This is a genomic window from Sediminicola sp. 1XM1-17, from assembly GCF_037203765.1.
In the GTDB taxonomy this organism is placed as follows: Bacteria; Bacteroidota; Bacteroidia; order Flavobacteriales; family Flavobacteriaceae; genus Sediminicola.
Window position 1 is genome coordinate 35,983 of sequence record NZ_JBBCAS010000005.1, and the last position, 18,016, is coordinate 53,998.

The 18,016-nt window shown below is 42.5% G+C and carries 14 protein-coding genes and 1 other RNA gene; 10 read left to right on the plus strand and 5 right to left on the minus strand.

What is annotated here, in order from left to right; translation table 11 throughout:
• Positions 1 to 12 precede the first annotated feature (12 nt).
• Positions 13 to 3,036, minus strand: coding sequence for a tetratricopeptide repeat protein (locus tag WAA86_RS08650; protein ID WP_337300604.1), 3,024 nt, complete (start codon positions 3,034 to 3,036; stop codon positions 13 to 15).
• Positions 3,037 to 3,274: 238 nt separating this feature from the next.
• Here WAA86_RS08650 and WAA86_RS08655 point away from each other — a divergent pair, with 238 nt between their 5' ends.
• The 3 genes from WAA86_RS08655 to ppgK are packed head-to-tail and all read left to right on the plus strand — an operon-like array spanning position 3,275 to position 5,632.
• The gene (locus WAA86_RS08655; RefSeq protein WP_337300605.1) at positions 3,275 to 3,958 is read left to right on the plus strand and encodes a cell division ATP-binding protein FtsE; all 684 of its coding nucleotides are present in this window, start codon (positions 3,275 to 3,277) and stop codon (positions 3,956 to 3,958) included.
• 54 nt (positions 3,959 to 4,012) lie between these two features.
• Entirely contained in the window at positions 4,013 to 4,831 is an 819-nt protein-coding gene (locus WAA86_RS08660; RefSeq protein ID WP_337300606.1) for an NUDIX hydrolase, read from the plus strand.
• 60 nt (positions 4,832 to 4,891) lie between these two features.
• Positions 4,892 to 5,632, plus strand: coding sequence for a polyphosphate--glucose phosphotransferase (ppgK, locus tag WAA86_RS08665; RefSeq protein ID WP_337300607.1), 741 nt, complete (start codon positions 4,892 to 4,894; stop codon positions 5,630 to 5,632).
• Positions 5,633 to 5,703: 71 nt separating this feature from the next.
• Here ppgK and typA read toward each other — a convergent pair whose 3' ends face one another.
• A complete protein-coding gene (typA, locus tag WAA86_RS08670; RefSeq protein WP_337300608.1) occupies positions 5,704 to 7,503 on the minus strand; it encodes a translational GTPase TypA in 1,800 nt (599 codons plus the stop codon).
• A gap of 228 nt (positions 7,504 to 7,731) precedes the next feature.
• Positions 7,732 to 8,217, minus strand: coding sequence for a DinB family protein (locus WAA86_RS08675; RefSeq protein ID WP_337300609.1), 486 nt, complete (start codon positions 8,215 to 8,217; stop codon positions 7,732 to 7,734).
• Between the two features lie 181 nt (positions 8,218 to 8,398).
• Between WAA86_RS08675 and kdsA the strand changes: the two genes are divergently transcribed.
• Both kdsA and WAA86_RS08685 read left to right on the plus strand, forming a co-directional pair.
• Positions 8,399 to 9,217 (plus strand): 3-deoxy-8-phosphooctulonate synthase, encoded by an 819-nt coding sequence (gene kdsA, locus WAA86_RS08680; RefSeq protein WP_337300610.1) that lies wholly within the window; start codon positions 8,399 to 8,401, stop codon positions 9,215 to 9,217.
• 48 nt (positions 9,218 to 9,265) lie between these two features.
• Positions 9,266 to 11,224, plus strand: coding sequence for a DUF3857 domain-containing protein (locus WAA86_RS08685; RefSeq protein ID WP_337300611.1), 1,959 nt, complete (start codon positions 9,266 to 9,268; stop codon positions 11,222 to 11,224).
• 2 nt (positions 11,225 to 11,226) lie between these two features.
• On the opposite strand, the gene WAA86_RS08690 is transcribed toward WAA86_RS08685, so the two are convergent.
• Entirely contained in the window at positions 11,227 to 12,432 is a 1,206-nt protein-coding gene (locus tag WAA86_RS08690; RefSeq protein WP_337300612.1) for an NAD(P)-dependent oxidoreductase, read from the minus strand.
• A gap of 267 nt (positions 12,433 to 12,699) precedes the next feature.
• On the opposite strand from WAA86_RS08690, the gene ssrA reads away from it, so the two are divergent.
• Positions 12,700 to 13,098, plus strand: a transfer-messenger RNA (tmRNA) gene (gene ssrA / locus WAA86_RS08695).
• Between the two features lie 211 nt (positions 13,099 to 13,309).
• Here ssrA and WAA86_RS08700 read toward each other — a convergent pair.
• Complete coding sequence (locus WAA86_RS08700) at positions 13,310 to 13,459, minus strand: hypothetical protein (RefSeq protein WP_337300613.1); 150 nt, start codon at positions 13,457 to 13,459, stop codon at positions 13,310 to 13,312.
• Positions 13,460 to 13,780: 321 nt separating this feature from the next.
• Here WAA86_RS08700 and WAA86_RS08705 point away from each other — a divergent pair, with 321 nt between their 5' ends.
• The 4 genes from WAA86_RS08705 to WAA86_RS08720 all read left to right on the plus strand — a co-directional run bounded on the left by WAA86_RS08705 (position 13,781) and on the right by WAA86_RS08720 (position 17,991).
• Positions 13,781 to 15,622 carry a tetratricopeptide repeat-containing sensor histidine kinase gene (locus tag WAA86_RS08705; RefSeq protein WP_337300614.1) on the plus strand — a complete coding sequence of 614 codons (1,842 nt, stop codon included), beginning with the start codon at positions 13,781 to 13,783 and terminating at the stop codon, positions 15,620 to 15,622.
• A gap of 10 nt (positions 15,623 to 15,632) precedes the next feature.
• Positions 15,633 to 16,298, plus strand: coding sequence for a DNA-binding response regulator (locus tag WAA86_RS08710; RefSeq protein WP_337300615.1), 666 nt, complete (start codon positions 15,633 to 15,635; stop codon positions 16,296 to 16,298).
• A 190-nt stretch (positions 16,299 to 16,488) separates the two neighbouring features.
• Positions 16,489 to 16,854 (plus strand): DUF6804 family protein, encoded by a 366-nt coding sequence (locus WAA86_RS08715; protein WP_337300616.1) that lies wholly within the window; start codon positions 16,489 to 16,491, stop codon positions 16,852 to 16,854.
• 33 nt (positions 16,855 to 16,887) lie between these two features.
• On the plus strand, positions 16,888 to 17,991 hold the full coding sequence (locus WAA86_RS08720) for a sugar-transfer associated ATP-grasp domain-containing protein (RefSeq protein ID WP_337300617.1): 1,104 nt from the start codon (positions 16,888 to 16,890) through the stop codon (positions 17,989 to 17,991).
• Positions 17,992 to 18,016 lie beyond the last annotated feature (25 nt).

Genomic DNA, 18,016 nt, shown 5'->3' on the forward strand with positions numbered 1-18,016 from the left:
TGCAAGGTATATTTAATTCTTGTCAGGATTAATAGATGAATTGCTCTCGGCCTCCTTGGTTTTTATTCTGATGAGCTCTTGTTTGGCCTCATCAACAACCGCGGTATATTGCCCGAAATTGGTAATTACGCTCTCCAAAATATAGGTGGCCTGGAAAGCATCACCCAGGGCATAGAAATTCTTGGCCATGATCACCAATCCTTTACCACCCCATTCCTTATATGCAGCATAATCTTTCGCTATTTTAGAGACCGATGCATTGGATGCCTCATAGCTCTTGGCCTTATTTTTAAAGTACGCATCATAGTACAAGGCTTCTGCAGCCAATTCCCCTGAGGCGATCTTCATAACCTCGGCATAGGCCTTTTCTGCTTTTGCCTCATTATTGGTAGCAATGGCAGACCTCGCAATCATGATCTGCGCATCACTTTTGATCCGGTTATCTATTTTTGAAGTTGCCAATACTTTTTCCGCATAGGCTATGGTCTTGTCATAATTCTTTTGCTCGTAGTATCCTTTCATAAGGTTGGATTGAGCAAAAGTGATATTCTGTTGAATATTGGCCGTATTTTCCAATTGTTCCAAAAATGGAATGGCCGTGGTATAATTTTTATTCCCCACATGGATCTCACAAACACGGGTCAATGCCTGCTCGGAATACTCACTGCCACCTCTATTGGCAACAAAGGTGTAATGGGCAAGTGCCTTGTCTTTTTCCCCTTTGGCAAAATACAATTGTGCCAAATTGAAATTCGCCTTTAGGGCATTTAAGCCATTGGGGAATTGTTGGATATAGCTCTGATATCCCTTGATGGCCGCATCGGTGCGCCCTTCTATGTATTGTTTGTCCGCAGATTCAAAAGTGGCATTGTCCAGTTCAGCATCGGTCACCTCCACAAAATCCAAGTTTTTCACCCAGTCGGCATATTCGTTTACACGCCCCAGGTCCACATAGATCAATTTGGCCGTGGCCACTGCCTGTACCGCTTCTTGGGTATTGGGATAGTCGCGCACCACCGTTTTGAATTTTCCAAGGGCCTGATCGTTCTGACTGCCATTGTAATATACCAGACCTTGTCTCATCAGCGCCTGTGGCACCAATGAACTCGCCTTGTACTGGCCGATCAATTTGTCATAGGAACGCAATCCCTGATCTATCCTGTTCTCCTTTACATAGGAGTTCCCCAACTCAAAAAGAACATCGTCCATCAAAGTGGAATTGGGATACTTGGTCGTAAAGCTGTTCAATTCCTCAATTTTGGTAGCCGTTCTATCGACAAACCCATACGAAAGAGCCTTTTGGAATGCCGCATAGTCCTTCTCTGGCCCGGTCAATGCCAAAGCCTGGTTATAGGCTTCCATGGCCGGCCAGTATTTACTGCTCACAAAATGGCTGTCTCCCAATCGCAGGAAGGCATCGTGCAATTTATTGGTATCGGAAGGGCGGGTAGCCGTATATTTTTCAAAATAGGAGGCGGCGTTGTTATAATCCTTGAGCTTAAAATAGGTGTAGCCCAAGTTATACCCCAATTCCTTGTACTCCGGTATGGAGCGTGCATTTGGATTGGCTTGGAATTGAATAAAATCTACCAGGGCCTCCCTGTAATTGTTCAATAGGTATTCGGACTCGGCCTTCCAATATTGGGCCCTTGCCTTAAAAAGACCATCCTCCGCACTTGCCAAGGATTTTTTGAAATTGGCCACGGCACCGGAATAATCCGCATCTATAAAAAGTTCAATGGCCCTGTAATACCCCACTTTTTGATAAGTGGCCTTACTGGCATAGTTTTTATTTTCTTCGAGCAGGGCCATGGCCCCCTTGAAATTTTTGGAGGTAATATAGGAATCAACCAACAGCTCCTGAATTTCCTTGGTCTCGGCACTTCCCGGATATTTGTCCATATAAGTGGTCAGTACCTTGGGGACACTCTCATACGCATTTCCAATCTCATAGCTCAATCGGGCATAGTTCAGGTAGGCATCTTTTTGAATTTCCGGAACAAATTCCATTTGGGAGGCATTTCTAAAAGCATTCAACGCTTCCTGCTTTTTGTCCAAGTTCAAATAGCATTCCGCCAAATGGTAATAGGCATTTTGGGCAACGCTGTTATCGCCCCCAATAATTTTATTGAACTGCTGTATGGCATTGGCATAATCTTCCTGCTTGTAATAGGAATAGCCGAGGAAATAGTAATCCGTATTGCTCCATTTCCCTTTTTTGCCCTTGTATTCTTCCAGATAAGGAATGGCATTGCTGTATTGCTTTAGGTTGAAATAACTCTCCCCAATAATCTTATTGAGTTCGGATACCTCTTGTCGGTCCGCTTTTGCCAATTGCTTTTTGGCAAGCTCAATGGCCTTCTCAAAATTACCTTGCTTAAAATTTAAGTCGGCCTGGTAATACGATAGGTTTTCATCGAGTAGCCGTTGATCGGTTATTTGATCGAAACGGGCACTTGCACCTGCATAATCATCATTCTGATATGCTATAAACCCCAAATAATACTTGGCTTGGGAACCATACTTGGGCGAATTGCTCACCTTGTTCAGGTACTGCTCCGCCTCTTTGGACTTATTGGAAGAAAAAAGGGAATATCCATAATTAAAGTTATATCGGTCCCTATCTGCTCGGGAAATGGAATACTGATCTACTTTACCATACCATTTTAGGGCATAGGGATATTTACCGGTCTCAAAATAATAATCGGCCACATCGAAGAAAGCCGAATTTCTCTTGGTGGAGGTAGGATAGTTTTCCACAAAATCCTCCATCAAACGGTCTGCCCCAATTTGGTTCAGCCGTATGGCCGCATTGGCCGCATAGTAGGCACTGTTGGCCTTGACCTCCAAATCGTTGGTGTTGGAGTTCACCTTGTCAAAAATAGTCTGTGATGCTTGGTACTGTTTGTTGTTGTAAAGCGCCAGCGCTTCTTGATAGTCTTTTTGATCATGGGTATAGATCTTTGATTCTTGGCCATGGCCGAACCTTACCATCCCTATAAGACACAGTAGTAAAGCGGTTTTTTTATTTCGCATAATGTTCTCTAGCTGTTAAAAATTAACCGTAAATGAATTTATATAACGTTAAAAATTGTGCTTAAGTATTCTTGTCGGGCTACATTTTGCAACCTTTTATCAAGAACCCCCAAGATCGATTTGAGTCAACAAAATCCATGCCTTGTTTAACTTTATTTAAGGCGAAAGATATATATTTTTAAAAGACCTTGATTTCTTTTAACAAGAACTTATTACCTTTATCTCAATTATTAAAAACATGGGCGAAAGCATACTGCACTTAAAGGACGTGGCCGTTTTTCAGAAGGAAAATTTGGTACTCAACGAAATCAATCTAGAAATAAAAAAAGGAGAGTTTGTTTACCTCATCGGGAAGACCGGTAGTGGCAAAAGTAGCTTTATGAAACTGCTCTATGGGGACCTCCCCCTATTGGAGGGTTCCGGCAGGATCGTGGATTTTGACCTTAAGACCCTAAAGGAGAAAGACATCCCCTATTTACGGAGAAAGCTGGGTATTGTTTTCCAAGATTTTAAATTATTGCCCGATAGGAGCATCAACAACAACCTCCGTTTTGTCCTTAAGGCTACGGGCTGGAAAGATGACAACCTTATGGACGCCAAGATAGAGGAGGTCTTGGGCAAGGTAGGTATGAAGACCAAAGGCTTTAAGTTCCCTCACGAGCTTTCCGGTGGGGAGCAACAGCGCATAGCCATAGCCCGCGCCCTGTTGAACGACCCAGAACTGATCTTGGCCGATGAGCCGACAGGGAATTTGGACCCACAGACCAGTGTGGAGGTCATGAAAGTGTTGCAAGAGATCAATGCCACGGGACGTACCATATTGATGGCCACCCATGATTACGCCCTCATATTGAAATATCCATCCAAAACCTTGAAATGTGACGGCAACAAGGTCTTTGAAGTAGTTCAAAAGGCCGTTTAATAACACATCACCTTCTAAAACCCATCTGTAGTCCACCTTCCCGGCAAAGCACATATGATCATAAAAAAACAAGTCTATAGCGCGGATAAGAAGGTAAACCCATTGGTAGGTATCCTCCTTTTTCTTATTTCCATATTGCTCCTGGTCATCACGGTGCCCTTTGGTTTTGTCTATGGGCTTTTTTACAAACTCTTTACCAGGGGATTAACGGGAATTGGGGAATACACGCTCAAAATAGCCATATCCATTGACCAATTGGGGAATGTGAGCATGCAGCATTTGTTGAATTTTCTCTGGATCAAAAAAGGCGGCTACTATTTTGGGAATCGGGATGAAACCATTTCCAGCGCCATCGGCAGAAACAAAAAATTGGGAAGTCTGACTGTCTTCGGACGGATCATCGATAAACTATTGGATACCATAGACCCCAACCATTCCCTCAACTCAATTGACTATTATATAGAACCTACGGAAAGAATAATCGATAAATTGGCCTGGATACATCTGGTAGACCGTAAAATATTGAGCACACGCTCCAAAGGCAAAACAAAGTACTACATTCCCGGAGGAAAAAGGGAGCTTGGGGAAACAGATACGGCAACCTTGGCACGAGAGATCAAAGAAGAACTGAGCGTGGATATCCATGTTGGCTCCTTGGAATATATAGGAATTTTTGAAGCCCAGGCTGATGGCCATAAACCTGGAATTCTGGTGCGCATGACCTGTTATGCCGCCCATTATGAAGGACAGCTCCTGCCCGATTCCGAGATTGAGGAAATGGTTTGGCTTACGTATGGCGACCGGGATATGGTCTCTGCTGTGGACCAATTGATTTTCGATTTTTTATACAAAAAGGGAGCCCTGGCACAGTAGCGTATTACCAATTGCGAATCTTTTTTGTTACTTTGTGCGCATACGAACTAAAAATTTTACATGGAAATACTCGGTATTGATATAGGCGGCTCTGGAATAAAAGGAGCAATGGTAAATGTGGAAACAGGGGAAATGCTCACGGAACGCTTCCGCATTCCGACACCAGACTCCAAAAAACCCGCCGAAATAGCCGAGGTGGTCGCTCAAATCGTATCCCATTTCAATTATACCGGTCCTGTAGGTTGCGGTTTCCCCTCTGTGATCAGAAATGGAATTTGCAAATCCAAGGGCAACCTCCACAAATCCTGGGTAGGGGTGCATGTTGGCGACCTATTTGAGAAGGCCACAGGGCAACCCTTTACCGTAGTGAACGACGCCGATGCCGCCGGATGTGCCTGTATGAATTTTGGTGTGGGCAAAAACGAAAAGGGACTTGTTATCATGATCACCATAGGTACTGGATTGGGAAGCGGTGCCTTTTTGGACGGTAGGCTGATCCCCAATTTTGAATTGGGACAGATTCCCTATAAAAAATACGATAAGATAGAATCCTGGGCAGCAGGGTCCGTGAAGGAAAAGAAGAACATGAGCTATAAAAAGTGGGGCAAGCGCTTCAACAAATTCCTGAATTATGTGGATTTGATTGTAGCCCCAGACCTGATCATATTGGGAGGTGGCGCCTCCAAGGATTGGGACGAGTTCAAGGAACAGATCGATTTGGAGACCCGGGTAATTCCCGCCGGATTGGAGAATACGGCCGGGATTATAGGAGCAGCCACCGCCTGTAGCCAACATTTATAAAATAGAACACCCATAAAACAAAAATCCCCGAACCATTGGTCCGGGGATTTTTTTATGAACTGATATTGCTATTAAGCGATCTTAAAACGCTTACGATCTACTTCTTTCAAGTAAATTTTACGAAGTCTGATATGCTTTGGCGTAACCTCAACATACTCATCTTTCTGTATATATTCCAATGCCTCCTCCAAAGAGAATTTGATGGCAGGTACAATTTTGGCCTTGTCATCTGCTCCAGAAGAACGTACGTTGGAAAGTTTCTTGGTCTTTGTTACGTTCACGGTCATATCGTCTCCCCTGGAGTTTTCACCGATCACCTGACCTTCGTAGATATCCTCTCCCGGATCAACAAAGAACTTACCTCTTTCCTGCAATTTATCAATAGAGTAAGGAATGGATTTCCCTGTTTCCATTGAAACCAAAGAACCGTTCTGTCTTTGTGGAATATCCCCTTTCATCGGCTGGTATTCCAAGAATCTATGGGACATGATGGCCTCACCTGCGGTAGCGGTCAACAATTGGTTTCTCAATCCGATAATTCCACGTGATGGAATCATGAACTCACATACCATACGCTCACCTCTAGCTTCCATACTGGTCATCTCCCCTTTTCTTATGGAGACCATTTCCACTGCCCTACCAGAAACTTCTTCCGGCAAATCAATGGTCAAATGCTCAATAGGCTCACATTTAACACCGTCAATTTCCTTGATGATTACCTGTGGCTGTCCAATCTGAAGTTCGTAACCTTCCCTACGCATGGTCTCGATCAATACAGAAAGGTGCAATACCCCACGGCCAAAGACCATGAATTTATCCGCACTGTCCGTAGACGCAACACGTAATGCCAAGTTTTTCTCCAATTCTTTCTGCAACCTATCATTGATATGTCTGGAGGTTACAAATTTACCATCCTTACCAAAGAAAGGACTATCGTTGATGGTGAACAACATACTCATGGTAGGCTCATCAATGGCGATGGTCTTCAATTGCTCTGGATTTTCGATATCGGCAACGGTATCACCAATTTCGAAACCTTCCAATCCAACGATGGCACAGATATCACCCGTGGCAACTTCCTGCACTTTTAGACGACCCAAACCTTCGAAGGTATATAATTCCTTTACTTTCGTTTTTACGATACTTCCGTTTCTTTTCACCAAAGAAACCTGCTGACCTTCCTTCAGTGTACCTCTTTGCAATCTACCAATAGCGATCCTACCGGTAAAAGAAGAGAAGTCCAATGAGGTGATCAACATTTGCGTATTTCCTTCCTTTGGTTCAAAAGTTGGAATATGCTCAATGACCATGTCCAATAATGGCTCTATGTTATCTGTTTGGTTTTTCCAATCATCACTCATCCAGTTGTTCTTTGCAGAACCGTAAACGGTTGGAAAATCGAGCTGCCATTCTTCGGCACCCAATTCGAACATCAAATCAAATACTTTTTCGTGCACCTCTTCTGGGGTACAGTTTTCTTTGTCAACCTTGTTTACGACCACACATGGCTTTAAACCAAGATCAATTGCTTTTTGCAATACGAAACGGGTTTGTGGCATAGGACCTTCAAAAGCATCCACCAATAACAACACCCCGTCGGCCATGTTCAAAACACGCTCAACCTCACCACCGAAATCGGCGTGACCAGGAGTATCAATGATATTAATTTTGGTTCCCTTATATACTACGGAAACGTTTTTGGATGTGATGGTAATACCTCTTTCACGCTCCAAATCGTTGTTGTCCAATATTAAATCGCCTGTGTTCTGGTTCTCCCTGAACAATTGGCAGTGGTACATGATTTTATCTACTAACGTAGTCTTACCGTGGTCTACGTGGGCAATAATTGCAATGTTTTTTGTTGCTGACATAACTATAATTTAAATGCATTCGACCTTCCTGAATGCGCGCGCAAAGATACTCCTTTTTTTGAACCTTTCGACAAAAGGACAGTTTTTCTTAAATAATTGATTTTGAAGCAGTTTCACAAACCAACATTGTACTTTTTATATTGACAGAAATACGGTCCAAACATCACCATTGGACTATCTGTCATTGCTACCGACAGGTAACAGCGGTTTTGTACACCCATGGACAGGTTACTGTTCATCTGCCGATGGGCCATAGGAAGCAGGTACGGACTCATCCAACAAACGGAGACACACCCCCAGCTGTGCTCTATGGTGTGGGATTTGGTTCAGCACCATGCCTCTTAACACTCGGTATTTTGGCATTTCCATGAGCGTTTTGCCACCTTGGGTCATTTTCCAATGTTTTTCAAATTCGCTATCGGCAACCTTTAGGGATTCCTTGGCTTTCTCTGCAGCAGCTTTCATCACCTTGACCATCTCATCCACTGTTTCGTTCACGGGAGGCTTATAATCATCCATGGACATTTCATCCTGTACCATGGTGCCTGTTACCCAGCTGGGTATCTCTGCCAAATGGCTTCCCAATTGCTTTAGCGACATGGATTTGGGATGGGGCCGCCAATCCAATTTATCCTTGGGAATACGCTTTAAAAATTTTTCTGTGAGTGCTACTTCATTCTCCAATTCTTCGATCAACAAATCTTGTAGTTTCATGATTTATGTAGTTAATGGTTTATCCTATAATTTACGAAAAATTAAAATTTATTTGTAATACTAGGGGCGCGTTTCAAGTTATAATTTAAAAACAATAACAGATGGAATAGTCCCTAATAAATTTGGGGGAGTCCAAATTCTTGTTCCAAAACTCCTATCTTTGTGACCTAAATTTTGAAGCATGAAACTAGAGTTGATCCCTCAGATAAAACACACCGACAGCAACAACTTTTTCCTACTCTGTGGCCCCTGTGCCATTGAAGGGGAGGAAATGGCCATGCGTATTGCGGAAAAGGTAGTCTCCATTACCGATAAACTGCAGATTCCCTATGTATTCAAAGGTAGTTTTAAAAAGGCCAACCGCAGCAGGGTTGATTCTTTCACCGGGATTGGCGACGAAAAAGCGCTTAAAATTCTCCGTAAGGTTTCCGAAACCTTTCATGTGCCCACGGTAACGGACATCCATGAAATTTCAGACGCCATTATGGCCGCAGAGTATGTTGATGTCCTGCAGATTCCTGCTTTTTTGGTCCGTCAGACCGATTTGGTGGTGGCAGCTGCTGAGACCGGAAGGGCCGTAAACCTAAAAAAGGGTCAATTTATGAGTCCCGAGAGCATGAAGCATGCGGTCATGAAGGTAGAGGAATCCAATAACGAGCAGGTAATGGTGACGGACCGGGGAACCATGTTCGGATATCAGGATATGATCGTGGATTTTAGGGGTATCCCTACCATGAAACAATACGCACCCGTAGTATTGGATGTTACCCACTCCCTACAGCAACCCAACCAATCTTCTGGGGTTACCGGTGGTAGACCGGATATGATAGAGACCATTGCCAGGGCAGGTATTGTCACTGGGGCCGATGGTATTTTTATGGAGACCCATTTTGATCCTGCCAATGCCAAAAGTGATGGCGCCAATATGTTGCATTTGGATCATTTGGAAAAATTATTGACGAATTTAGTCGCTATTCGAAAAACAATCAATAATTTGTAGTCCATAAATGATGGCTCTCCAAAGGAAGCCATAGGACCAAATTATTACATGACCACCAAGACTTTTACCACTTGGGCTGCCCTTCTATTTGTTGGGTGCCTGTTTTCGCAATTTGATAGAACCTTTGGCAACCTATCCAAAGATGAGGAAGCCTTTACCGTATTCGCCAAAGACAGTACGGCCAATGCTGTGGTCCTTTATGAAAAGGGCGAAACCTATTTTAAGGGTATAGATCGGCGTATTCAATTGGTAAAAACCTACCATGCGAAGATCAAGATCCTTGATGAAAATGCTTTTTCTGAAGGTAATATTGCCATCCCCTATTACAACAGCGGGGGTATTTCCGAAGTAGTAAAAGATATCAGGGCAATCACCCATAATGGGCGTTCAAAAATAGGCCTGGCACAAAATACGATATACACCAACAACATTAACGAACGGTGGTCCGAAATAAGATTTGCCTTTCCCAAGGTGCAGGTTGGTAGTATTCTGGAATACCAATACACTATTATATCTCCCTATCTATTTAATTTGACCGGTTGGGTTTTTCAATCCCACATTCCCAAGGTTTACAGTGAGTTCAACGCCATGATTCCCGGAAATTATATTTACAATCGCACATTTGTTGGGAATTTAAAATTGGATGTCAATGCTGCCACCGTAGAAAAAAATTGTTTTCATCTGGATGGTGTGGCCAAGAGTGCCGATTGCGAGGTATTAAAATACGCCATGAAGGACATTCCCGCCTTTAAGAAGGAGGAGGAGTTTATGCTTTCAGAATCAAATTACATTTCCAAAATAAACTTTGAACTTTCCGAACACTACAATGTGGAAGGATCGCACTTTAAGCATACCAAGACTTGGGATGACGTGGACAAAGAGTTTAAAAGCGATAAGGACATTGGCAGGCAATTGACAAAGCAGGGATTTTTGGAAAAGAGGGTACCTGATGTATTATTATCGGAAGGGGATGATCTTACGAGAGCCACCAATATCTTCAACTACATAAAATCTCATTTTACCTGGAACGGGAGATATGGGATATACCATAATGTGAGGGTAAAGGAAGCTTTTGAGGAGCGGAAGGGGAATGTAGGTGAAATAAATATTTCCCTCATAAACCTGTTGCGGTCTGCCGATATCAAAACAGATTTAATGTTGTTATCAACAAGGGAAAATGGCCTGCCCACCAAAAGCCACCCTGTCATATCCGATTTCAATTATATTGTGGCCAAGGTGGAAATAGATGGACAAGATTATCTATTGGATGCCACGGACAAATTAAACCCGTTCGGAATGCTCCCCTTCAGGTGCCTCAATTATTACGGTAGGGTGATGGACTTTGAAGATCAAAGCTACTGGTATACTATTGAAGAAAACGAAAACAACAATAATGTTGTAAGGGTTCAATTGGACTTAGATGCCACAAACAACAAAGCCAGTGGTATGTTTGACAATATCAATATGGGCTATGAAGCGCTAAAGAAACGTAAGGTGCTCACAGAAATCGGAGAGGAAGCGTATTTGAACCAATTATCACGTCCCAATTTTTTTATTACCGCTTACGATCATCAAAAAGAAAGAAGTGATGACAAAAAGGTCGCGGAACGGTTCAGTTTTGAGATGGAAGACCTTATGGATTCCGATCTCATTACCATCAACCCATTTATAATCAGGTTTTTCAGCAAAAACCCATTTCTATTGGAGGAACGTAATTACCCCATAGATTTTGGATACAAAAGAAGTTATAGCTATTACATCAACATCAACGTTCCCAAGGAATATTCGGTCTTGGAAATTCCTGAGAAAAAATTAATCGCCTTGACCTCCAATAACGGCTCATTAAAATTTGATTGTACCAAATCGCCCAATGGGATCAGTCTTTATTTTCATTTGACCCTGGACAAGGTCAGTTATGATCCCAATGTGTATCCAGACCTAAAAGAGTTGTTCAAGATTGCTACCAACATTCAGAACCACTCCCTTATTGTCTTGAAGAAAGTATAGGTCTACTCCTTCCCATCCACAAAATCCTGTAGGTAGGAATAGCGATCTGTCAGTTTCCCGTTTTGCGTCATTCTGGCACGTAACAGTACTCCATCGGCATCATCGTTAAAAAAAGCGGGGATGACATTTTTCAAAAATGCATCTCCGAAGCCTGCACTGGCGTCCCTGGGCAATTCGCAAGGGAGGTTATCCACGGCCATCACGGCTATGGCATCTTCCTTTCTATAATCAACCTCTTTTTCTGACTGTGCATCATACCCATAAATGGGATCGGCAATGGTAGAAGGTTTTATGGTGGTCGCTACCGGCCCGTCAATATCACAGCTCACATCGGCAACGACTTTGATCTTAAAACTCGGATCTTTGGCATCTTCTCGGGTGAAGAGATAGGGAGCCCCATCCCCGTAAAAGTGTCCGGCTATATAGAAATCGGTCACTTTGGCAAAGCGCATAAAATTACTTTTATACTCCTCGGGGTTGGCAAAAAAGTCGGCCTTATTGCCCCTGACCCCATCTTTGCGTTTGTTGTATTCCGAGGCATCGATCTGGCAATAGACAGCTTCCTGATATTGTTGGTGCAAATACTCATCCACGGTGACTTTTTTAAGGCCCATGGCATCCAGCATCTCTTTGGCGCCATTCCCTACCCTGCCCCTACCGGTAAGCAAGATTTTAATATTGGGAAGTTTGATATTCTGTAATTCGATGATCAGCGCTTTCTGGTCCACCAGATCCTCGGCCTTTGGCAGGTTGAACAGACCAAATTTGAGTCCGTATGCCCTAATACCGTTATAAGCCCCCACGATACCCGCATACCGGCCAAAGGCTACCAAGCGCTGCCCTTTGGCATTGGTGATCACCTCGTGATCGTAGAGCTCAATATTCTTTTTTAATATGGTCTGTAGCAGATCCCGATTATAGGGTTGCTTTTTTATGGTATGGGAAAAGAAAAAATACTTTTTATTGGGAATCAGGTCTTCCATGGGCACCTCTTTTACCCCTAGGAGCACATCACATTCTTCCATTTTGGAAGCTACTTCAAAACCTTTGTTGGCATATTCCTCATCTTTGAAGACCCTAATGGGCGAAGGTTCCACAATGATGGTGGCGTTGGGATATATACTTCTTAATTTCACGCATGCCTCGGGTGAAAGTACCACTCTCCTATCGGGAGGATTCTTGCGTTCCCTGATGATTCCAAATTTCATAGAAAATAACTATTTATAACTTTAGGAAGATGTTCAGTGGTAAATGTAACATATGACATGTTGACAAGCAAAACTTTTTTTGGAATACTTTTTGAAGTACCTTTGCCGACCGCGTTAGGGATAGAAGCGGCATCTTTTTTGGTTTTGTCTCGACTCCGCTCGAGATGACATCAAAAAAATATAGCGCATAGCCCGACCCGTTAAAGGGGAACGCCCAAAAGAAGTTCATTGATACATATAGTATTGGAACGTTGTTCCACATATTATGGGGCCGACTGGTTTTGACAGCGAGACCAATTGGAATGTAAGCATGCCGAGCGCTGGGCTACAGCTCGTTAATCTCATTTTCCACACTTTTTAATTGGCGAAAATAATTACGCTCTTGCCGCTTAATCCGAATCATAGTAGGATTTAGCCTCGTCCCTACAAGGTAGGGAAGCGAGATGTTTCTGGGAAGCCCTTGTTGACGGCGTCCCTTTCAGAAGCACCATCAAAGTCAACACAAGGGTAGTGAAGCTTCGGCACTATCACCAAAACTTAAGAAGATAAGTGTGTATTAGGCTGTTTTTGGTCAGGTGCACATCGAAAATCAATCAAAGACTACGCATGTAGAAAGCATTGTAATTGCTTGTTTGGACGAGGGTTCGAATCCCTCCGGCTCCACGACACTCAAAAATACGCAGCAGCCTAAAGGCATGAAAAAATGCCAAGCTCGCTTGAGTATTTTTGAACACTTTAGGATGCCCGTTGTGTTAACAACGGGTATTTTTATTTGCAACATTGCGAGAATCAGGGATATGCAATCCTCCGGCTCCACTTCAAAAAACCACCTACGGGTGGTTTTTTTCGTTGCGCCTTCGGGATTCGAAGGCCAGGGCTACAGCTCGCTCCGGAGCCTGTCCTGAGCGGAGTCGAACGGACTAAAATGGTCCAGTGCACCATTTTTTAACGCACGGCCGTCTCCGGCTCCACGACACTCAAAAATCAAAATACGTTTAGGAATGGTTTTTTGGAGAAGTAATTGCATTTTATTGTTTTTTAAAGGTATTCCTGAATTAGTAGCATCATATTGCCACTATTATTTCGGCCGTAACCTGATTATTTTCGAAAAGTCTTCAACAATTTCTTGCTGATTACGGTTAACCGTAATGAAGTACCGTATAGAACCTATATTTTTACAATCCAATACTTCGGTATTGGTCGAATATATAACAAACCAAAGTAAATATTATTTATCTTTTGGATAAGAATTAGTTTTGGTTCACAAGAGTGCCTTCTGGGGGGAAGGCACTTCTTTTTTTATAAGATTATCCTCATTTGTTCTACGTCTTTTTTCTACATTTGAATCATGATGAAACATCTTTTCTTCCCCCTATTCTTGCTATTATGTATCGTTGCCATAACAGCTGCTCCTACTCAGAACCTGTACCAAAATCAATCTTTTGACAGCAGTAAAAGTGACTCCCTACGGCTTGCCGAGATAAAAAGCACCATTAAAAATCACGTCAAAAAAGCGGAATATGACAGTGTGGTCTTATACAGTAAAAAAATGCTGCGGTTATCCCAAAAGATGGCGGACAGTATCCAAATGGCCGAGTCATATTTCTATTTGGGGTACTATCTCCAGATACAATTTAAGTCGGACGAAGCATACGAGTTTTACAACGAAGCTTTTAAAATTGATGTCCTTTTGGGGGATTACGAGGCGGCAGCGGACATGCTCAATGCCATGGCAAATATCCAAAAAGGTTTGGGTGATTATATTGGTGGCCAGATCACTGCCGTTGAGGGTCTTGACTATCTGGAAAAAACAACAAATTACCACGTAACCGCTGCCCTCCAACATGTCATATCGGTCTGCGCCAAAGAGATGGGTGATTATGATGACGCCCTGCTTTGGAACAAAAAAGCGATCCAATTGGCGAAGAACCATCCCGATCAGATTTCGAGTGCATCGTTGTTGGTGTATGAAAATACGCGGGCCAATATCTTGGTAAAGTACAAAAAATACGCCGAGGCCATTGCCTTATATTCTTCCCTATTGGAAGCAGCGGACCCTACCAATGCAAGGGAAGGTGCTCGGATAAAGGACAATCTGGCGTTCACCTCTTGGCTTTCTGACCAAGAAAACACAGAAACCGAACAAAACCTGCTAGATGCCCTAAACATAAGATTGGATCTCAATGACCTAAGCGGCCTCATATCCAGTTACATTCACCTCACACAATTTTATTTGGAATCCGATAAGGCCAAGGCCCTTCTCTATTCCGAAAGTGCCTATGCGATAGCTCTGGAGAAAAAGAATCCCATAGCCGCTATGGAAGCTTTGGACTATATCATAGGTTTGAAACACGACCTGGGTAAAAATGCTACATCTGAGGCCCTTGCCTATTCAGAAATTAGGAATGGCCTGGAACAATCGAAACAAAAGATCAGACGTATTTATGCCTCCACCAAATACGATAATGACAAGCTGAATAAGGATGTGCTTTTACTTAAAACGCAAACGGCAGAAAAAGAGAAGCAAAATATCCTCTACCTGTCCAGTTTTATGCTCGTTTTGATGGGCTCTTCCTTTGTGTTCATACTCCTTAGGAGGAACCATAGAATAGAAAAAATCCAGGAAAGCTATAAAACAGAAACACGGATCTCCAAAAAAGTCCATGATGAACTTGCCAATGATGTGTACCGGGTCATGACCCAATTACAATTGGGAAAGAACGACAGCAAGGTATTGGACGACATGGAATATATCTACAACCGAACCCGTAATATATCCAAAGAGAACCACAGTATTTTTACGGACAAAAGGTTTCCTACGGACCTAAAAGGCATGTTGGGGAGCTATATCTCGGAGGGCACCAACCTCTACCTTCAAGGTATGGAAGACATTTCTTGGACAAATTTCTCCGAAGAAAAGAAAGTGACTTTGTACCGCGTGCTCCAAGAACTCATGACCAATATGAAAAAACACAGCGGGGCATCCTTGGTTGCCCTTACCTTTAAAAAGGAAGGGAAATACCTTTGGATCGGGTATACCGATAATGGTCGGGGCATTACTTTGGACAACAAAAAGAATGGCAGTGGCCTCTTAAATGTGGAAAACCGTATTTCTTCCGTCCATGGAAGCTTTACCTTTACCTCAGAACCAGGAAAAGGATTTAGGGCAGAACTTAAAATTCCCGGTTAAAAAAGACCTTATGTATACAAAAGTTTTGGTAGCAGAAGATATTGATAGCATCAGTATGGGAGTGGATATGATCCTACAACAATTGGAGATCGCAGAAATACAACATACCTCCTATTGTGACGATGCCTATTTAAAGGCTAAGAAAGCTCAGTTAGATGGGGCACCATTTCAACTATTAATTACCGACCTTTCTTTTAAGCCAGATTACAGGGAGGCCAATTTAACGTCCGGGCATGAACTCATTGCTGCCCTCAAAAAGGACCAACCCAATTTAAAGGTCATTGTCTATTCTATAGAAGACCATCCACAGGCAGTAAGATCTTTATGGGAAAGTAGTCTAATAGACGGGTTTGTATCAAAAGATCGAAAGGGGCTTTTGTCACTAAAAGACGCTATTACCGCGGTCCACAAAAACACAAGTTACCTATCGCCACAATTGGAGGGACTCATGGCCCAGAAAAACATATTGACCCTTGGCGATTTTGAAATTGAGCTAATGAAAAAATTGGCCGGCGGACATACTCATGACGAGATTGCCACTGATTTTAAGGCAAACGGAATTGTACCGAGCAGCAAGAGCTCCATTGAAAAGCGCATTAAGGAACTAAAGGAAGATTTTCAGGCAAACACTACCGCCCATTTGGTTTCTATTCTTAAGGACCTAAGACTGATCTAAAACGCCAAGTGGAATACCGCCCCAACACCATGGGAACTAAATGATACACATCTAAATAATTGACATCCAACATATTTTAACATAACAAACACTTTGTGAAGTAGATTTTTTTCTATATTTGTAAACACCAAAAGAAGTCAGCCCCCCAAACTTACTATTGGAATTGTCATAAACCCATTATACCTAGCTTATGCCACCTACTACGATCAAGAGCAAAATATTCAATATTTTATCTATTGTGTGCGCCTGCCATCTATTTTTTGCAGGCTTGAATTTACCAGAAGTATTCTATGCCTATCTCCGGGTTATTGTTACCTGTGTTGCCTTGTTGACCATGATGAACAATATTGGCAAAAACAGATTTTTTGTCATCTCCTTCGGACTGGTAGCGGTAGTTTTTAATCCCATTTTTCCTTTGTATCTATACGATAAGGCCGTTTGGGTGCTATTGGATATCCTAACCGCTCTTTTATTTCTCTATGAAGCCTATGAGATCCCTGAGGTTTCCGCTACTGCAGTTAAAACCAGAAAAAGAAGAAGAAGGTTGTTTCGATAAATATCTTATTTTAGACAGCATTAAAAACTATACATGAAAGAACAGCTGTTGCAGTTCGCAAAATCCTTCGGTACACAACTTATAGATCAACGCTTTCATTTTATACATAAGCAACAGGCTAAAAACGTCTTAAAAAGTATAGAAAGCTGCAAAGGTGTCACAGAACCAAAATTCATAAAATTATCGGATGAATATGCCAATGACATATTAGGTTGGGGTGGGTATGCTCCATGGCTCTATGTATATAGTGCCATAGCAGAAGAGTTCAAAGAAGGCTGGATCCCAGATAATTATTATGGTGCTGTTGTGGTGCCTTCAATTCAGGGTGATTATGGCAATGTCTCCCACCTCAAAGGGTTTACCAACAAAATTTTCCAAAGCCCTGTTTTTCCTGATATTGCTTATTATAACAATGGCTTATTTTTCACTAGGGATTACGAATCAATACCGAGAAACCAGGTTAAGAACTATGTATTCCAACATACGGATGTTCTCGTATTCAAATCAGACCAATCTGCACAGGGAAAAGGTGTAATTTTCTTGACAGAAAATTCATTTGACGACAAATCTTTCTCACATTTAGGGAATGGAGTTTTCCAGCCCTTTATTAAACAGCATTCTTTTTTTAATGCATTTACCCCAGATTCAGTGGCTACCATCAGGCTTACCACCGTCATAGAAGAAAATGGTATTTCTTCTCTAAGGGCCGGATACCTACGTCTTGGTAGATCTAAGGATTCCCATGTACAATCCAGCTCCCACATTCGTATACCGATATCTATTGTGAAAGGGCAATTGGAGGATGTAGGGTATATGCCAAATTGGGTAGGCATACCACAGCACCCAGATTCTGGTGCTCCCTTTGCCAATAAAATAATTCCCGGTTTTGGCAACTGTATTTCAACCGCTTTAAAGCTTCACCAAGCCATGCCCATGGTACGATCTATAGGTTGGGACATGATTGTTGATGAACAAAATAATGTGAAGGTTATGGAATGGAACGGGCATCAAAATGATATTAAATTTTCAGAAGCTACCCAAGGCCCTTGCTTTGCCGATTTAGGCTGGGAGCAGCTGTGGCAAGGCAGAAAGAACAATATGGTTACCAATCAAAAAGTGAAGTCCTTCCTGAAATAAGTCCATGCCCTTTTTTCCATCCTTT

Bases quoted from the DNA above. Each gene is read 5' to 3' on its own strand.
- WAA86_RS08650 (WP_337300604.1), bottom strand. From the start codon at position 3,036: ATGCGAAATAAAAAAACCGCTTTACTACTGTGTCTTATAGGGATGGTA.
- WAA86_RS08655 (WP_337300605.1), top strand. From the start codon at position 3,275: ATGGGCGAAAGCATACTGCACTTAAAGGACGTGGCCGTTTTTCAGAAG.
- WAA86_RS08660 (WP_337300606.1), top strand. From the start codon at position 4,013: ATGATCATAAAAAAACAAGTCTATAGCGCGGATAAGAAGGTAAACCCA.
- ppgK (WP_337300607.1), top strand. From the start codon at position 4,892: ATGGAAATACTCGGTATTGATATAGGCGGCTCTGGAATAAAAGGAGCA.
- typA (WP_337300608.1), bottom strand. From the start codon at position 7,503: ATGTCAGCAACAAAAAACATTGCAATTATTGCCCACGTAGACCACGGT.
- WAA86_RS08675 (WP_337300609.1), bottom strand. From the start codon at position 8,217: ATGAAACTACAAGATTTGTTGATCGAAGAATTGGAGAATGAAGTAGCA.
- kdsA (WP_337300610.1), top strand. From the start codon at position 8,399: ATGAAACTAGAGTTGATCCCTCAGATAAAACACACCGACAGCAACAAC.
- WAA86_RS08685 (WP_337300611.1), top strand. From the start codon at position 9,266: ATGACCACCAAGACTTTTACCACTTGGGCTGCCCTTCTATTTGTTGGG.
- WAA86_RS08690 (WP_337300612.1), bottom strand. From the start codon at position 12,432: ATGAAATTTGGAATCATCAGGGAACGCAAGAATCCTCCCGATAGGAGA.
- WAA86_RS08700 (WP_337300613.1), bottom strand. From the start codon at position 13,459: ATGCAATTACTTCTCCAAAAAACCATTCCTAAACGTATTTTGATTTTT.
- WAA86_RS08705 (WP_337300614.1), top strand. From the start codon at position 13,781: ATGATGAAACATCTTTTCTTCCCCCTATTCTTGCTATTATGTATCGTT.
- WAA86_RS08710 (WP_337300615.1), top strand. From the start codon at position 15,633: ATGTATACAAAAGTTTTGGTAGCAGAAGATATTGATAGCATCAGTATG.
- WAA86_RS08715 (WP_337300616.1), top strand. From the start codon at position 16,489: ATGCCACCTACTACGATCAAGAGCAAAATATTCAATATTTTATCTATT.
- WAA86_RS08720 (WP_337300617.1), top strand. From the start codon at position 16,888: ATGAAAGAACAGCTGTTGCAGTTCGCAAAATCCTTCGGTACACAACTT.